The following is a 16,154-nucleotide window of genomic DNA, read 5'->3' as shown; positions in this document are numbered from 1 at the left end:
TCATCCGAGAGGAACACACACCTGATGAGCACCAGCATCATCCGCCGCACCGCCGAGGACGGCATCGTCACGCTGACCATCGACGACCCGGACCAACGCGTCAACACCATGAATCACCGCTTCGTCGATTCCCTGGCCGAGGCTCTCGACGAGATCGGTGACGGGCACGGGATCTCCGGCGTGATCCTCGCGTCCGGCAAGCGCACGTTCTTCGCCGGCGGAGACCTGAACGATCTCCGCGGTGCGGACCGATCGCGGATCGACTCGTTCACCGAGTTCGTCGTGCGCAACCGCACCCTGCTCCGGAGACTGGAGCAACTCCCGGTGCCAGTGGTGGCAGCGATCAACGGTGCCGCACTCGGCGGCGGTCTCGAACTGGCACTCGCCACCCACCATCGGATCGTGGTCGACACCCCGGATGTCCGCTTGGGTCTACCGGAGGTCACCCTGGGCCTGCTGCCGGGTGCCGGTGGTGTCGTCCGGACCGTGCGGCTGCTGGGGGTCCAGGAAGCGCTCTCGTCCCTACTGCTGTCCGGTCGTCCCCTGACTGCTGCTGCGGCGCACGACCTCGGCCTGGTGGACGAACTGGTCACCGCGCCAGAGGATCTGGTGCCCGCAGCGATCGCCTGGATCCGGGCGAATCCCACCGCGACCCAGCCGTGGGATCGCAGCCCGGCCGTCGGCATCCCCGGTGGGGCCCCGGGTGACCGTTCGCAAGCGCTCAACCCGCTCTTGCCGATCCTTCCTGCCCGCCTGCGCGCCGATCTCAAGGGAGCGAACTACCCGGCGCCGCAGAACATCCTGAAGGCCGCGGTGGAAGGCGCGCAGGTCGATTTCGACCGTGCGCTCGAGATCGAGACCCGCTATTTCGTCGATCTGGCCGTCGGCCAGGTGTCGAAGAACATGATCCAGTCGCGGTTCTTCGACACTCAGACCGTCAACGGACTCCGCGGACGAGACGCGTCGAGGACACCGTGGACGGCATCCAAGGCGGTGGTTCTCGGCGCCGGGATGATGGGCGCAGGAATCGCCTATCAGTGTGCGATCTCCGGCATCGACGTCGTGTTGAAGGACGTTGACACGAAAGCTGCTGAGCGAGGTAAAGGCTACTCGCGCAAGCTCGTCGGCAAGCGGATCGACCGGGGAGAGCTGTCGGAGTCCGACGGCGCGGAGATCCTGGCGCGCATCCACCCGACCGCAGACATCGCGGATGCCGCCGGCGCGGACCTCCTCATCGAGGCGGTGTTCGAGGATCCGGGTCTGAAGGCGCGAGTCCTCGCCGAGGCCGTCCCGGTGCTCGCCCCGGGGGCGCTGGTTGGGTCCAACACCTCGACACTGCCCATCACCGGTCTCGCCGAAGACGTTGCCGTGCCCGCTGATTTCATCGGCCTGCACTTCTTCAGCCCGGTCGACAAGATGCCGCTGCTCGAGATCATCAAGGGTGGTGCGACCTCGGCCGACGCGGTCTCCCGGGCTCTCGACCTGGCGCGCCAGATCTCCAAGACGCCGATCGTGGTGAACGACAGTCGCGGGTTCTTCACCAGCCGCGTCATCGGGACGTTCGTCAACGAGGCCCTGGCCATGTTGGGCGAGGGCGTACCCGCACCGACGATCGAACAGGCCACCCTGCAGGCGGGCTACCCCGCTCCCGCCCTGCAACTGGCCGATGAACTGAACGTCGAGTTGCTCCGCCGCGTCCGTGACGCGTCGCGGGACGCAGCGATCGCCGAGGGTGGTGAATGGAACCCGCACCCGGCCGAGACGGTGATCGACAGGATGCTCACCGAGTTCGGCCGGGCAGGCCGGCTGGCCGGCGCGGGGTTCTACGACTACACCGATGGCCGGCGCGGTGGTCTCTGGTCCGAGCTCTCGACCGCGTTCCCGGTGGTGGAGCCGATTCCGCGGCTGCTCGAACTCAAGGAGCGACTGCTCTTCGTCGAAGCCGTCGAATCGGCGCGATGCCTCGAGGAAGGGGTGCTCGAGTCGGTTGCCGACGCAAATGTGGGTTCGCTTCTCGGGATCGGATATCCCGGCTGGACCGGCGGCGTCCTGCAGTACATCGACGGCTACGAGGGTGGGGTGGCCGGATTCGTCGCGCGCGCCGACCGACTGGCTGCCGATCACGGACCTCGATTCGCCCCGCCGCCTCTCCTCCGCGACCTCGCCGCACAGGGTGGGACCGTGGCCGAGGGTTCCACGGTGTCGGCATGATCGTCGGTGACCGCCGCGCTCCGGGATGCGGTGCCAGACCATGACGATCCGGCAGATCTCCACCAGGGACGGCATCGCGCTGAACGTCCGCCATCTCGGCGAAGGCCCCGCAGTGTTGTTCATCCACGGCTGGAGCCTCAGCTCGGAGGTGTGGGACCGGCAACTGCGTGTCGTAGCGGAGGCCGGATTCCACGCTGTCGCGATGGACATGCGTGGGCACGGCGGCTCCCAGGCGCCGTTGCGGGGGTACGAGATCGAGCACCTGGTCGACGACACCGTCGACGTGCTCCGCGGTTTCGGCATCGACAGGGCAACGGTGGTGGGGTGGTCGCTCGGGGGGATGGTCGGATTACGTCTCGCCCACGACCGACCCGACCTGGTGGAGGCGTTGGTGATGGTGGCCTCGAACGGTGTCGCGGCCTCACGGACGACCGACTTCCCGTTCGGCGTACCGGCCGACGGGCCGTTGACGGCGATCCTCGAGGCCGAGCACGCCGACCGGATCTCTTTGCGGCGCAGCGCAGTCGGCGATCCTTTCAAGGGCACGCCCGATCGTCACGTGCTCGATTGGCTGCACCGGATCTCGTTGCAGACCCCCAGTTGGGCCGGCCGGGCCGCCATGCGGACGCTGATGTGCACCGAACAGGTCGACCTGCTGACTGACATCAGATCGCCCGTCACCCAGATCATCGGGACGTCGGACCCGGCGTTGTCGGTGCGGGGGGCGCGATGGGTGCGAGACCGGTTGGGCAGCAGGCTGATCGAACTCGACGCCGGGCACTACCCGATGCTCGAGTGTCCCGATGGTTTCGACGAGGCGCTCATGTCGGCGATCGTTGTCGAGCAGCCGCACAGCCGCGACACGTGAACAGTTCAGACGCTATGTCCGGACATGCTGTAAAGTCGCTGGCATGACTCGGGGATCGTTCGCGCGGAAGCGCCCGCGCGAGTTCGACGGCAGCTCGTCCGCCGAACTCGCGGTGCTCGATGCCACCGAACGCCTGCTCGGTGAGATCCCGCTGCAGGACCTCACCGTTGCCGACATCCTGCGCGCCGCAGGGCTGTCGCGAGCCAATTTCTACCACTACTTCGCCAACAAGTACGACGTTCTCGTCGCGCTGGTGGGCCGTGCATTCGACGAGTCATACGGGTCCGACCCCCCGTGGGCTACCAGCCCGGGGCCTTCGCGGGCGAAGCAGATGGGCGTGAGCTTGGGGCACACCCTGGACATGTGGTCGAAGCACGGCCCCGTGTTCCAGGCCGTCATCGAACACATGCACAGCGAGCCCTCGGTGGCTGCGGCGTGGCAGCGGATGTTCGCCCGGTTCGTCGATGCCACCGCGGAACAGATCTCGTTCGAGCGCGATGCCGGGCGAGCGCCGGACGGACCTCCTGCGACGATGGTCGCCTCGATGTTGGTCGGCGGTTCCGAGCGGGTCTTCTACGTCAGCTCCCGCGGTCTCGACTCCAGGCTGCCGACGATCGACGACGTGGTGGAGCCGCTGAGCGCGGTCACCGAGGCAGCGACATACGGCGGTCGCAGGGGAGACGACACCGGCGTCCCGACCGTCGAGGGCGTCGGCGTGGCGGATGTGGCGGATGCCCTGTCGAGCGTTGCCGTGGCCGAGCCGGAGACGGGGACCGCCGGTTCGATCCTGCAGGCGATGCGGGAACTGTTGGTGGACGAAGCCCTCGACGCGCTGAGCGTCGCAAAGATCCTGGAGCGCGCGGGGATCTCGCGGGCATCGTTCTACTTCTATTACCGGAGCAAGGAAGACGCGTTCATCGCGCTGTTCCGGGCCGCGGCCGTCGGCATCGTCAACGGGCTGTCCGGGTTGGCGGCCATCGAGCGAATCGACCCCGATGCATTCGCCGGACAGGTTCGTCAGTGGATCGACCTGCAGGGGTTCGCCGGTCCGGTGATCCGGAATGCTGTACACGTCTGGCCGCGGCTTCCCGAGTTGCGCGCGGAGTACCTCGGCGCCATGAACGCCATGGAGTCGGTCCTCGAGGCCATCATCACCGCGGATCGCGCAGCCGGGACGGCGCCCGGAGGGCCACCGCCCCCTCAGTTCGCGGCGACGGTGCTCTGGACCATCGAACGTGCCGTGGCAGGTGCCCTCGCCGGTGAGGAGTACCTGGACGACATCGATGCGGTGATCGACATGGTCGCCCAACTGCTTTACGCCTCCCTGTACGGACGACGCTGACGCCCCGAAGGTCTTGACTCCCCGGAGGGCCTGACTCGTGGCGCGGTTCGCCGTCGATCGAGCGCGGTCGATCAGCGGCCGTAGAACACCGGCCGCCGCCGGCCCGTGAACGCTCGCACACCCTCGCGGAAATCAGGACTGTCGACCAGTTCGGTCTGTCCTTGCACCTCGACCTCGAAGGCGGCATCGAGGTGGGGGAGTAGTGCAGCGTTGAGACTGCGTTTGGTCGCGGCGTAGGCCTGGGTGGGGCCGAGCGCGAGCTTCTCGGCCACGGCGTCGACGTGTGCATCGAGGTCGTCGTCCGAGACGACGGCGTCGACCATCCCCCATTCGAGCGCCGTCGACGCATCGACGGACTCCGACAGCAACGCCATCCGCGACGCCCTGCCGAAGCCCACCCGAGCTCCGAGGAGCAGCGACGCGCCGGCGTCGAGCGTCAACCCGACGTTGGCGAAGGCCAGCGAGAAGGAGGCGCGGCGGGCGGCGACCACGTGATCACACGCCATCGCGATCGCGCACCCCACCCCGATCGCCGGTCCGTTCACCGCCGCGACAACGGGTTTGGGCATCGCGCGGATGGAACGGATGATCGGGTTGTACCGAGTTCGCAATTCCTGCTCGGTACGAGGTGCCAGCCGGGCGTCGGAGTCGGGGTCGATCCCGAGGTCGGCGCCCGCGGAGAACGCGCGCCCGCGTCCGGTGATCACCAGGCAGCGCACGGAGTCGTCTGCCGCCGCGCCGTCCACAGCTGCTCGCATCGCGTCCTGCAGCGCTGTGTCGAACGAGTTCAGTTGGTCGGGTCTCGTGAGTGTGAGGGTCACACGGCCCCCGACCCGGTGACAGGCCAGCACTTCAGCAGAGATCGACGATTCCCAGGAGGTCACCCGATCAGCGTACGAGCGATCGGTCCGCCAGACAAGGTATCCATACGGACTGTTCACTCCTGCCGCAGAGGAGGACCTGAGAGTGATTGACGTCACGTCTGAACACTATGTATGCTCGCGCTGTCCGGACCCGTGCGCCGCACGGTGCTCGGTACACCCGGAATTGATCCGTAGTCACAGCCGAACGGGAGTTAGACGATGAGCGTCACCGATGCCTCCACCGTGTTCCAGCAGACGAGTGTCGCCGACCAGTTCGCGCGAGCCCGCGCGGTGTTCGCCACGGGTCGGACCAAGCCGATCTCGTGGCGCATCGCGCAATTGGAAGGCCTCCTGCGTTTCGTCGACGACTGTGAGTCCGAGATCGCGGACGCGATCTCGGCCGATCTCGGTCGCGGCTCGATGGCGACCTTCATGGCAGATGTCGGGCCGGTGCGGCACGAGATCAGGCATACGCTGGCCGACCTGCACAAATGGGTGAAGCCGACGAGTATCCCGATCACCGCGGCCACCGCGCCGGGCAAGGCCTGGTCCCAGCCGGAGCCGAAAGGGACGGTCGCCATCCTCGGTGCGTGGAATTTTCCGCTGCTGCTCACGATCCAGCCGTTGGTCAGCGCCCTCGCAGCCGGTAACACCGCAGTCGTCAAGCCCTCGGAGATCTCCGGCACCACCGCGGATCTGATCGCGCGACGGTTGCCGCAGCACGTCGACGGCGAGGCGGTGCAGGTCGTGTGCGGCGGTGTCGAGACGAGTGCTGCCCTCTTGGATCTCCCGTTCGATCACATCTTCTTCACCGGTTCGACGACGGTGGGGCGACTGGTCATGGAGGCGGCCGCGAAGCATCTCAGTCCGGTGACACTCGAGCTCGGCGGCAAGAGCCCGGTGATCGTGGCGGCCGACGCCGACATCGAGGTGGCTGCACGACGCATCGCCTGGGCCAAGTCGATCAACGGTGGGCAGGCGTGCATCTCGCCCGACTATGTGTTGGTCGAGGAGTCGGTGCGGCCCGCGTTGGTGTCCGCGCTGTTGCGGGAGTTACCCGCTCGCGCACAACACGACAGCACGCGGATCGTCAACCGTGGGCATCTCGAGCGTCTCCGGCGCCTACTCGACACCCACGGTGGCGAACAGTTCGGCGGGGTCATCGACGACGACAAGCTGACCGTCTCGCCCGCGCTGGTTACCGACCCGCATCCCAAATCCCCTTTGATGACTGAGGAGATCTTCGGTCCGATCCTGCCGCTGGTCAGCGTGCCCAGCGTGGCCGCGGCAGTACGATTCGTCAACGACCGGCCGAAACCGTTGTCGCTGTATGCCTTCACCGGCTCCGGCGCCACGGAGAAGCTGATCCTGGACGGCACATCGTCCGGCTCTGTCGGCATCAACCAGGCGATGTACCAGATCCTGGTTCCCGAGTTGCCGTTCGGAGGTGTCGGGGATTCCGGGATGGGTCGCTATCACGGCAGGCATGGTTTCGACACGTTCACGCACCACAAGGCGGTGCTCCGCAAACCGATCAGCCCGGATCTGTCCATGACCTATCCACCGTACGGTTCCTCGATGCAGCGTCTGTTGCGCAAACTCATGGGCTGACCAGCGGTCCGGCGAACTCGACAGCTGCGGACAGAGAGACAGATACTGTCATCTGTTGACCTAATGCCTTTCGATTATTACGCTGCTGTTGTGACCCTCTTCACAGGGGTCGGTGCGTCGATGCGCTCCAGCGCGCGACGGCCAGTGAGTGGTTGGCCCTGTCCGGCACCACCTTCCGCAACTAGTTCGAGGAGCACCACTGCGATGACGACGACAGAACAGGCCGCTGGTCCGACGGCCACGATCGCCGACCGGGACCAGGTCTTCATCGGGGGTCGATGGGTCGACTCCACCGGTGACGACCGCATCGAGGTCGTGGACTCATGGTCCGAGGAGGCCGTGGCGCACGTGCGTGCGGCGAGCGTCGAGGACATGGCCAGGGCCGTTCATGCGGCACGGACCTCGTTCGACGAAGGGACCTGGGCCCGTACGCCGATCGCGGATAGGGCGGATGTCATCGACGCGATCGCCGATCGTCTCGAGGCGCGCGCGGAGGAACTGACCACGATCGGTGTCGTCGAGGTCGGGGTCCCCTTGCCGGTCAGCGCGATGACGCAGCAGATGACGGTTGGACTGTTCCGCGCCGTCGCAGCCGAGGCGCGTGCGGCGAGGCTCGTGGACGAGCGGTCGCGTGCAGACGGTGGGGTGTCGCGAGTCCTGAAGGAGCCCAGTGGGGTCGTCGGCGTGATCATCCCGTGGAACGGGCCGATCGGAACGATCGCCTTCAAGGTCATCCCGGCCCTCGCCGCAGGCTGTTCGGTGGTTCTCAAGACGTCGCCGGAGGCTCCGTTGTCTCCGTCGGTGTTCGCCGATGTCGTCGCAGAACTCGTCGCGGAAGGACGGATTCCGGAGGGGGTGGTCAGTGTCCTGGTGGCGGATCGCGAGGTCTCCGAGTCGCTGGTGACCGATCCGGAGGTCGACCACATCACCTTCACCGGCAGTACGGTCACCGGTCGGCGGATCATGAACCTCGCGAGCGAACGGGTCGCCAAGGTGTCCCTGGAACTCGGCGGCAAGTCCGCGGCCATCATCCTCGACGACGCCGACCTGTCGACGGTGATGCAAGCGTTGCCGATGGGCGGCTGCATGCAGTCCGGTCAGGCCTGCATCGCACTCACCCGGGTCCTGGTGTCGCGCAACCGACATGACGAGGTCGTCGCGGCGTACAAGGCTGCCCTGGACATGATCCCGATGGGTAATCCGTGGGAACAAACCAACTTCCTCGGACCTCTGACTTCTGCGCGCCAGCGGGATCGGGTGCTGGGTTACATCGAAGCGGCTCGGGCCGAGGGCGCAGAGATCGTTCACGGCGGTGAGCGAGCAGGCGAGCAGGGCTTCTTCGTCCAACCGACCATCGTCGACAACGTCCGCAACGACATGACCATCGCGCAGGAAGAGGTCTTCGGTCCGGTCATCTCGATCATCACCTATGACGACGAGGACGACGCGGTGGCGATCGCGAACGACTCGATGTACGGACTCTCGGGCGCGGTCTTCACCGCAGACGCCGAGCACGGGTTCGAGATCGCGCAGCGAATCCGGACGGGCACGGTGAACGTCAACACGTCGACCGTGGACTTCACCCTCCCGTTCGGTGGGTACAAGCAGTCGGGTATCGGCCGCGAAGGCGGTCCCGAAGGTCTCGAGGAGTTCTTCGAGACCAAGACCGTGCACTTCCCGGCCCCGCAACCCGCGCAGTAGAGTCCACGCGACGTGACCGGCGGTGGCGCGGGAGATCCCCTCGCGCCACCGCCGGATCTCGCGAACCTCCCTCAGGCCGTGGCGGTCGCCGTGCTCTGATCTTCGAGGTCGTGATCACGGATGATCCCGTGGAGGAAGCTCCGGACCATCTCCTCGAAGAGTTGTTTCTGGGTGAGCGGATTGCTCGTGAGCGCCTCCGCGAGCAGCGGTTGTGACACGCGGTCCACATTCGGGAAGATCGTCGACTTCGTGCTCGGCGGACGCACGGCCTCCATCAGCACGGTCCCGATGGCCAGTGTCTCCATCCCGTCGAGGATGCGGACATGGAGTTCGGCCGGGACCCCTGAGTCGAGCAGGAAACGCGCGGTGTCCTCGTAGGTGTCCACGAAGAGCTCACGCGGGAGATGTTGCAAGAGCACAGGTGCCGCGTTGCGATGGCGCAGTATCGACTGGCGGAAGTTGAGCGCCAGGGACACGAAGTACTCCGGCCAGTCCGGGCCGGGCCGGCGCCGCGGTCGGGCGACCGACGTGCCGGCGATGAAACGTGCCACCTCTGTGAGGATCTCGTTCTTGTCGGAGAAATGATGGTACAGCGACGGTGCGCGTACCCCCAGATGCTTTGCCAGCCTGGGCAGGCTGAACGCATCCAGGCCCTCGGAATCGATGATGTCGATCGATGCCGCGACCGCCGCCGCGCGGCTGATCAACGGCTTGGATGGTCGGGCCATCATCACACCTCTCGTCGCTGTACCTAGTCAGCGTAGTTTTCCGGCGGTCGTTGGTCCATGGCGATCGCTATCGGGCCTGTCGCGGCACGCCGAGTTGTGCCGACATCGGAGCACACCTGCCCCGGCGCACTCGGTCGAGCCGAGATCTGCTGTCCCGCAGCCGCCAGCGCGTTCACCGAGGTGCTGACAAAGATCACTTGACGTCTCATGTAAAAGGTCTTACCGTTGCCTGCGAGGTGGTCGGCGTCACACTTGCGGGTCAAGTGGACGCGGGTCACCTGCAGTCGACGCACGGGTGTTAGTTCGGCGGCGGTCCGGATCGTCGAGACCCGTGCACTCTCCAGAGCAAGGAGTCCCATCGCATGAAGCTCGAAGGCAAGGTCGCCCTGATCACAGGTGCAGGTTCAGGATTGGGGCGGCAGTCATCCCAGTTGTTCTCGTCGGAGGGCGCGAAGATCGCCGTGGTCGACATCGATGGCGATCGCGCGGAGCAGACCGCCAAGTTGGTCGAGCAGCAGGGTGGCGAAGCGATCGCGCTCACCGCCGACGTGGCCCAGAAGTCGCAGATCGTCGCCGCCGTCGACCAGGCGGTCGAGCATTTCGGAAAGCTGGACATCGCGTGGGCCAATGCGGGAATCGTCTCTCGCGGAGGAGTTCCCACCGTCGCCGGCGGTGAGGCGGTGTTGTTCGAGGACCTCACCGAGAACGATTGGCAGAACGTTCTCGGCGTGAACCTCAGCGGCGTGATCTACACCGCGCAGGCCGCGGTGCCCGCGTTGAAGGCCAACGGCGGCGGCGCCATCCTCGCCACCTCGTCCGCCGCATCGCTCGTCGCCTACCACGACATCGCGCTCTACAGCGCGACCAAGGCGGGAGTCAACGGATTCGTGCGCGGCCTGAGTCTCGACCTGGGGCCGTACGGAATCCGGGTCAACGCACTCGCGCCCACCCACGGTATGTCGCCGAACTTCCTCATGCCGGCCGGATCGCCGGTGGTGGGCCAGTCCTACGAAGAGGTCTCGGGACCGTGGGACCCCTTCGTCTCGCCGATCCCGCTGAAGCTCAATCGGCCGCCATCACTCGGTGACAACGCCAAGGTCGCCCTGTTCCTGGCATCGGACGACTCGGGTTACATCACCGGGGCGACCATCGGTTCGACCGATGGCGGAACGCTGTCGCGGGTCGGGATGTGGTTCGAGGAAGACCTCGATCAGAAGAACCCGAACGCCTGACCGATGTCCTCGATGCCGGAAACCGTTCTGACGGTTGATCGGGTCGCCTGTGCGGGGCACGGACTGTGCTACGGCGCCGCCCCCGATCTGATCGACTGCGACGATCAGGGCGACCCGATCGTGCCGGACCACTCGCTCAGCTCCGATGAGCTCGGTCCGGCGAACGAGGCCGTCTCCATGTGCCCGGAACGTGCCCTCGCTGTCCAGACCATCCCCACAGCCCACAAGGACCAGACATGACAACAGCTGAACGTTCGCGCGAGGACGTCACGGTCGACTTCGACGTGTACGACCAGGAGATCGCGGCACCCATCGACACCTTTCAGGAGCGGGCCGCCGACCTGGCAGCCAAGGGGCCAGTGGTCTATTCGACCGCCTACGGCGGACATTGGATCGTGACCCGCTACCAGGAGATCCACGAGGTCCTGCGGGATCCCGAGACGTTCTCCAGCTACCCCAACAACCTTGTGACCAACGAGGCGTTCGGCAAGTTCATCCCGATCGAACTCGATCCACCGGAACACACGGGCTATCGGAAGGCTCTGCAACCACTGTTCGGGCCGGCACGGATGAAGAAGCTCACGGAGAGCATCCGATCGGTGGTCAACGATCTGCTCGACGGCTTCACCGGAAAGGGTGAGGCGGAGTACATCTCGGCGTTCGCCCATGAGCTGCCGGCCCGGATCTTCCTGGCCCTGATGGACTGGCCGATCGAGGACGCTCCGCTGTTCACCGACGCCACCGACGTCGTGCTCTTCGGCAAACCGGGTGGGACGGAGGAGGAGTCCCTCGAGGCGCGGGCGATCGCAGGCATGCAGATGCTCGGCTATTTCCAGAAGATGGTCGACGAACGGAGGGCGACACCCGGCGACGACGTGACGTCCCAGCTGATCCACACCGAGGTGGAACTCGAGGACGGGCTCCGGTTGCTCACCGACGAGGAGCTGAACCGGATGTTCTTCCTGCTCCTGATCGCGGGACTGCACACGGTGCAGGGGTCGCTGGCGTGGGCGATCGTACATCTGGTGAACAACCCGGAGCAGCGTCGGCAGATCATCGACGACCCGGACATGATTCCCAGCGCGGTCGAGGAGATCCTCCGGATCGAAGCCGCGGTGGTGCCGGGACGACGGGCCACGCGTGAGGTCGAACTGGGAGGGATGACGATCGCCGAAGGTGAGCAGCTGATTCTCATGCTCTGTTCTGCCAATCGGGACGCAGGCGAATTCGACGATCCGGACGAACTGGACGTCACCCGCCGACCGAACCGGCACCTCTCGTTCGGCGGTGGAGCTCACCGGTGCCTCGGATCCCACCTTGCCCGCATCGAGCTGACCATCGCGCTCGAGGAGATCCACCGTCGGATCCCCGACTACGACCTGGTCGAGTCCGATCCGCCAGTCTTCCATGCGAGTCAGGTCCGCGGATGCGTCAAGATGCCGATCAGGTTCACCCCCGAGTCCTGATCGACGGGTTCCCGGACGTCCGGTTCGACGGGGCGCCCGCGCGTTCACCGAGGGGTTGCGCGCGGGCGACCGCCGGGGGCGTCGAGTTCGCCGGACGTTGCCGGCAAAACCTTATACCTGTAGATTAAAGGCGACAGTCGGGCGAGCTTCCGGCCGTCGATCGACACCAGTCCCACATCGGAGGATTCAATGACCACCTCGCTCCCGCGTCAGGACCGGATCCGACGTGCGCTCGAACTGTTGCGCCATGAGACGACCGACAAGTTCGAGGCGATCATCCCGTTCGAGCCCGGCGAGTTCACGGACCCGGTTCTCGCCAAAGACGAGCGCGATCACGTCTTCGGGACGGTGCCGTCGATCGTGGCCCATTCCTCCGAATTGGCCAAGCCGAACGACTTCATGACGATCCAGATGCCGCGCAACAACATCATCGTCGTGCGTCAGAAGGACGGTGGCGTGAAGTCGTTCGTCAATCTCTGCCGCCACCGCGGGGCCTTGCTGGAGGAGAAGGAGAAGGGGCGCTGCCGGATCTTCTCGTGCGGCTATCACCGGTGGTCCTATGACCCCGACGGATCGCTGCGGACGATCACCCGCGACTCGACGTTCGGTGATGTGGATCGCGACGATCACGGACTGATCGAGATACCGACAGAGGAGCGCCACGGCTTCATCTGGGTCATCGACAACGCGAAGGCGGAGATCGATGTCGCGGCCTGGCTGGGGTCCGACATCGACGGGATCCTCACCGAGTACGAGATGGACAAATCCGTGTGCTTCCGAGCCGGCGGCTTCGACGAGCCGACCAACTGGAAAATCATGCAGGACGCGTTTCTGGACGGCTACCACATCCAGTACGCGCATCCGAACACCGCCGGGAAGATCATCCACACGAACGTCATGGCCTTCGAGGACTTCGGCCGGCACTGCCGATTCATCGCGCCCCGAAAGTCGATCGATCGATTCCTCGAAGAGGACCCGGGGGACGAGAACCTCGACAAGTACGTCACCGAGACCCACTTCCTGTTACCCAACAGCACTCTTCTACGTCAGCCGGATCACTTCCAGCTGTTGACTTTCCGGCCACATCCCACCGATCCGACGAAGTCTCGGATGGAACAACGTCTGATCGTGCCGAAGGTCGAGGACAGCGACATGACACAAGAGCGGTGGGAACGCCTGTGGAACAAGAACTGGGAGATCCTGCTCGCCGTGCTCCACAACGAGGACTTCCCGCTGTTGCGGGATTCGCAGCGGGGGATGGGCAGCGCCGACGCCGGCGGAATGTTGCTCGGCCGCAACGAGATCGCAAACCAGGTCTTCCGTCGCGAGATCAAGAAGCTCGTCGCCGAAGGTCGCTCGCACGCCGTCTGACGGCGCGCGTTCGACGCACTCAGCGGAAACGGACACCTGAGCGACATGTCCATTTTATTCTATTTGCGTTAGATGGGCGCCACTCGCTGTGTCCACTGATCTGCCCGGCCCACATCACTCGACGAAGGAACAATCATGACCGCAACGATCGGCGCAGCCCTGGACTGGTGGGCGCGGACAAAGGGCGACACCACCGCGGTCGTGTTCGCCGAGTCCTCCCTCGACTACCGGGATCTCAGGGACTGGAGCAGTCGGTGTGCGCGACACCTCGTCCACGAACGCGGGATCGCCGAGGGGGATCGGGTGGGCGTGCTGGGCCCCAACTCGCTGGAGTGGCCGGTTGCGTCACTGGGTGTCTTGAAGGCGGGCGCGGTGCTGGTACCCCTGAACAGTCGGTACAAGCCGGCCGAACTCCGCAAGATCGCCGATGACGCCGGCATCTCCCTCGTCGTCGCCGCACCCGGGTTCGAACAACTCGCCGACGACACGGCAGCCATCGGGGACAGCTTCACCGTCGTCTCGTTCGCCGAGCTGGAGAAGTTGCGCGACGGAGGTTTCGACGACTTCCGGGTCGACCGCGAACCCGACGAGCCGACGACGATCCTCTTCACCAGCGGTTCCACCGGACTGTCCAAGGGGGTCGTACTCACTAACCGCACGCTGCTCGCCATCGTCCTGGAGAACACGTTGACGGAGGAGGGGTTCCGTCCCGGCACCACGACACTCCTGGTGCTTCCGCTCGCCTTCACCCCGGGCCTCGTCTACGGACTCCTGATCACCACGGTCCTTGGTGGAACCCTGGTCGTGGAGCCGGAACTGAATCCGTCGAATGCAGTGACGCTCCTGGAGAGGCACTCCGTCGAGGCGATCTTCGGGGTGCCGTTGATCTTCGAGGCGATCTCTCGTGCACCGGAATTCGCCGACGCGGATCTCAGTTCGCTCAAGACGGCCATCGTCGGCGGTGCCGCGGTGCCCTCCCAGCTGCTGAAGAGGTGGGCCGACAAGGGGGTGCTGCTGCGACAGATCTACGGGATGACCGAAGCCGGTGGTGTCGCGACGGCGACGATCCAGGAAGAGGCCCTCGAGTACCCCGACCGCTGCGGCACGGGCTCGATCTTCACGGAGGTCAAGGTGTTCACCGCGGACGGTCAACCGGCGGCTCCGGGGGAGGAGGGTGAACTCGTGGTCCGCGGGCCGGGTGTCACGCCGGGGTACTGGAACGACGCGGAGTCGACCTCGCAGGCGATTCGGGACGGCTGGCTCCACAGCGGGGACCTCGGCGTCAGTGATGACGATGGGCGGGTCAAGTTCGTCGACCGCCTGAAAGACCTCATCATCTCCGGAGGGATCAACATCTCGCCCGTCGAACTCGAGATCGCGATCGGTGCCATCGACGGCGTCGAAGAGGTGTCGGTGATCGCTGCGCACGACGACCGGTTCGGGGAGACGCCGGCGGCCATCGTCACGGTCTCCAAGGATCTGGACGCCGACGCCATCGTCGGCCACTGCGAGAAGGTGCTCGCCGACTTCAAGGTCCCGCGATACGTAGTGATCCGGCAGGACCCGCTGCCGCGGCTGCCCAGCGGCAAGATCGCGAAGACGGTCATCCGCGACGAGTACAAGGACGTCGACACCCGCTTCGACAAGGTCCGGTAGTCGCACACCGGCGCACCGGCCGCCGTACCGATGCGCCGGTGCACGGCGAGATCGGGCCCCGGCGCGCCCCGCTCCCTTACACCGGACGGAATGCGTCTCTTGTATCGTGATTGCAACTGACGCAGGAGGTGAGCGGTGGCGCGACGGAAGACCGGCAATGTCCTCAGTGAGGACGTCGACGAAGCGCGCAAGCAGATCATGGTTGCCGCGGAGCGCGTCTTCCAGCGGTACGGCGTGTCCAAGACGACGATGGACGACATAGGGCGCGAAGCCGGCGTGTCGCGTCCCACCGTCTACCGGTATTTCGGCGATCGGGACAGCCTCATCTCGGCGCTGATCGAACGTCGCTCACGCATGTTGTTCGTCAAGGCCCGCAAGTTCTTGCTCGAGCAGGAGACATTTGCCGACCAACTGGTCGAGGGCCTGATCTTCCTCGTGGAGCGTGGCCGCAAGGACCCGCTCGTCAGAATACTTGTCAGTCCCGAGCACATGCAGATGGCGGAGCCGTTGGTCGGGAGCTCTGGCCTCGCCGCACGCCTCACCGCCGAGATGTGGGAGCCCATCATCGACCGTGCCATCGAGCGCGGCGAGATCCGTCGCGATCTCGACAAGCAGAAGATGGCCGAGTGGATCGCGCTCGTCCAGTTCATCCTGGTCGGCAGGCTGGACTTCGACAGGCCGGACGACCCGGCCCATCGTGAGATGCTCCGCGACTTCGTGTTGCCCGCGTTCCTCCCCAGTGCGGTACCCGCCGCCGACATCGGGTCCTGAACCGGCCGGTCTGCCCTTCCCGGCCCGAGCCGTCGGCCGAGCTCCCGGGTATCTCACCAGGATTCGCCGATCGGCGGCGTCCTCGACTCCCAAAAACTACTCTGTTTAGGTATGTGCCCCCATTCCGCTCCTCTGACGTGCGCGGATGCAGAGCTCTCGGCGCGGCGCGCGTGACCGAGGTGTGACGTCGGGCCGACACTCCTCCTCCTGAGCGTGATTGACATCACGTCTGAACACTTTGTATGCTCGCAGTGTTCAAGCGAGCTGCGTCGCAATCGGTGCGACCCGCCACCGCGAAAGCCGGCGTTGGACAGAGCTGCTGACAAATGACAAT

General features: G+C 65.7%; 13 protein-coding genes. 11 read left to right on the top strand and 2 right to left on the bottom strand.

The annotated features are described in order from the left end of the window. Positions 1-24 precede the first annotated feature (24 nt). From GS4_RS11665 to GS4_RS11655, 3 genes are read left to right on the top strand one after another with little or no spacing between them, the layout of a single operon-like run. On the top strand, positions 25-2,211 hold the full coding sequence (locus tag GS4_RS11665; RefSeq protein ID WP_007620736.1) for a 3-hydroxyacyl-CoA dehydrogenase NAD-binding domain-containing protein: 2,187 nt from the start codon (positions 25-27) through the stop codon (positions 2,209-2,211). A 40-nt stretch (positions 2,212-2,251) separates the two neighbouring features. Continuing rightward, on the top strand, positions 2,252-3,079 hold the full coding sequence (locus GS4_RS11660) for an alpha/beta fold hydrolase (RefSeq protein ID WP_007620734.1): 828 nt from the start codon (positions 2,252-2,254) through the stop codon (positions 3,077-3,079). Positions 3,080-3,122: 43 nt separating this feature from the next. After that, positions 3,123-4,421, top strand: coding sequence for a TetR/AcrR family transcriptional regulator (locus GS4_RS11655; RefSeq protein WP_007620733.1), 1,299 nt, complete (start codon positions 3,123-3,125; stop codon positions 4,419-4,421). Positions 4,422-4,492: 71 nt separating this feature from the next. On the opposite strand, the gene GS4_RS11650 is transcribed toward GS4_RS11655, so the two are convergent. Continuing rightward, positions 4,493-5,305: an enoyl-CoA hydratase gene (locus tag GS4_RS11650; protein ID WP_007620732.1), complete on the bottom strand. Its 813-nt coding sequence runs from the start codon at positions 5,303-5,305 to the stop codon at positions 4,493-4,495. A 198-nt stretch (positions 5,306-5,503) separates the two neighbouring features. Between GS4_RS11650 and GS4_RS11645 the strand changes: the two genes are divergently transcribed. Further along, positions 5,504-6,895 (top strand): aldehyde dehydrogenase family protein, encoded by a 1,392-nt coding sequence (locus GS4_RS11645; protein WP_007620731.1) that lies wholly within the window; start codon positions 5,504-5,506, stop codon positions 6,893-6,895. Between the two features lie 204 nt (positions 6,896-7,099). Further along, complete coding sequence (locus GS4_RS11640) at positions 7,100-8,596, top strand: aldehyde dehydrogenase (protein ID WP_007620727.1); 1,497 nt, start codon at positions 7,100-7,102, stop codon at positions 8,594-8,596. A gap of 71 nt (positions 8,597-8,667) precedes the next feature. On the opposite strand, the gene GS4_RS11635 is transcribed toward GS4_RS11640, so the two are convergent. Beyond that, on the bottom strand, positions 8,668-9,324 hold the full coding sequence (locus tag GS4_RS11635) for a TetR family transcriptional regulator (RefSeq protein ID WP_040510348.1): 657 nt from the start codon (positions 9,322-9,324) through the stop codon (positions 8,668-8,670). Positions 9,325-9,686: 362 nt separating this feature from the next. Here GS4_RS11635 and GS4_RS11625 point away from each other — a divergent pair, with 362 nt between their 5' ends. The 6 genes from GS4_RS11625 (at position 9,687) to GS4_RS11600 (ending at position 15,820) form a co-directional block, all read left to right on the top strand. Further along, on the top strand, positions 9,687-10,556 hold the full coding sequence (locus GS4_RS11625; protein ID WP_007620721.1) for an SDR family NAD(P)-dependent oxidoreductase: 870 nt from the start codon (positions 9,687-9,689) through the stop codon (positions 10,554-10,556). Between the two features lie 12 nt (positions 10,557-10,568). Then, complete coding sequence (locus tag GS4_RS11620; RefSeq protein WP_007620720.1) at positions 10,569-10,796, top strand: ferredoxin; 228 nt, start codon at positions 10,569-10,571, stop codon at positions 10,794-10,796. Further along, on the top strand, positions 10,793-12,022 hold the full coding sequence (locus GS4_RS11615) for a cytochrome P450 (protein ID WP_007620719.1): 1,230 nt from the start codon (positions 10,793-10,795) through the stop codon (positions 12,020-12,022). Before GS4_RS11620 ends, GS4_RS11615 begins: the two co-directional genes overlap by 4 nt. A gap of 189 nt (positions 12,023-12,211) precedes the next feature. Further along, positions 12,212-13,393: an aromatic ring-hydroxylating oxygenase subunit alpha gene (locus GS4_RS11610; protein ID WP_007620718.1), complete on the top strand. Its 1,182-nt coding sequence runs from the start codon at positions 12,212-12,214 to the stop codon at positions 13,391-13,393. A gap of 135 nt (positions 13,394-13,528) precedes the next feature. Next, the gene (locus GS4_RS11605) at positions 13,529-15,049 is read left to right on the top strand and encodes a class I adenylate-forming enzyme family protein (protein ID WP_007620717.1); all 1,521 of its coding nucleotides are present in this window, start codon (positions 13,529-13,531) and stop codon (positions 15,047-15,049) included. A gap of 135 nt (positions 15,050-15,184) precedes the next feature. Beyond that, entirely contained in the window at positions 15,185-15,820 is a 636-nt protein-coding gene (locus GS4_RS11600) for a TetR/AcrR family transcriptional regulator (protein ID WP_007620716.1), read from the top strand. Positions 15,821-16,154 lie beyond the last annotated feature (334 nt).

The organism is Gordonia soli NBRC 108243 (genome assembly GCF_000334455.1).
Lineage (GTDB): Bacteria > Actinomycetota > Actinomycetes > Mycobacteriales > Mycobacteriaceae > Gordonia > Gordonia soli.
The sequence above is the reverse complement of the archived record's forward strand: the minus strand, read 5'-3'. Positions and strand labels throughout refer to the sequence as shown.

Coding starts and splice junctions, on each gene's coding strand:
- GS4_RS11665 (WP_007620736.1), top strand. CDS start 25: ATGAGCACCAGCATCATCCGCCGCACCGCCGAGGACGGCATCGTCACG.
- GS4_RS11660 (WP_007620734.1), top strand. CDS start 2,252: ATGACGATCCGGCAGATCTCCACCAGGGACGGCATCGCGCTGAACGTC.
- GS4_RS11655 (WP_007620733.1), top strand. CDS start 3,123: ATGACTCGGGGATCGTTCGCGCGGAAGCGCCCGCGCGAGTTCGACGGC.
- GS4_RS11645 (WP_007620731.1), top strand. CDS start 5,504: ATGAGCGTCACCGATGCCTCCACCGTGTTCCAGCAGACGAGTGTCGCC.
- GS4_RS11640 (WP_007620727.1), top strand. CDS start 7,100: ATGACGACGACAGAACAGGCCGCTGGTCCGACGGCCACGATCGCCGAC.
- GS4_RS11635 (WP_040510348.1), bottom strand. CDS start 9,324: ATGGCCCGACCATCCAAGCCGTTGATCAGCCGCGCGGCGGCGGTCGCG.
- GS4_RS11625 (WP_007620721.1), top strand. CDS start 9,687: ATGAAGCTCGAAGGCAAGGTCGCCCTGATCACAGGTGCAGGTTCAGGA.
- GS4_RS11620 (WP_007620720.1), top strand. CDS start 10,569: ATGCCGGAAACCGTTCTGACGGTTGATCGGGTCGCCTGTGCGGGGCAC.
- GS4_RS11615 (WP_007620719.1), top strand. CDS start 10,793: ATGACAACAGCTGAACGTTCGCGCGAGGACGTCACGGTCGACTTCGAC.
- GS4_RS11610 (WP_007620718.1), top strand. CDS start 12,212: ATGACCACCTCGCTCCCGCGTCAGGACCGGATCCGACGTGCGCTCGAA.
- GS4_RS11605 (WP_007620717.1), top strand. CDS start 13,529: ATGACCGCAACGATCGGCGCAGCCCTGGACTGGTGGGCGCGGACAAAG.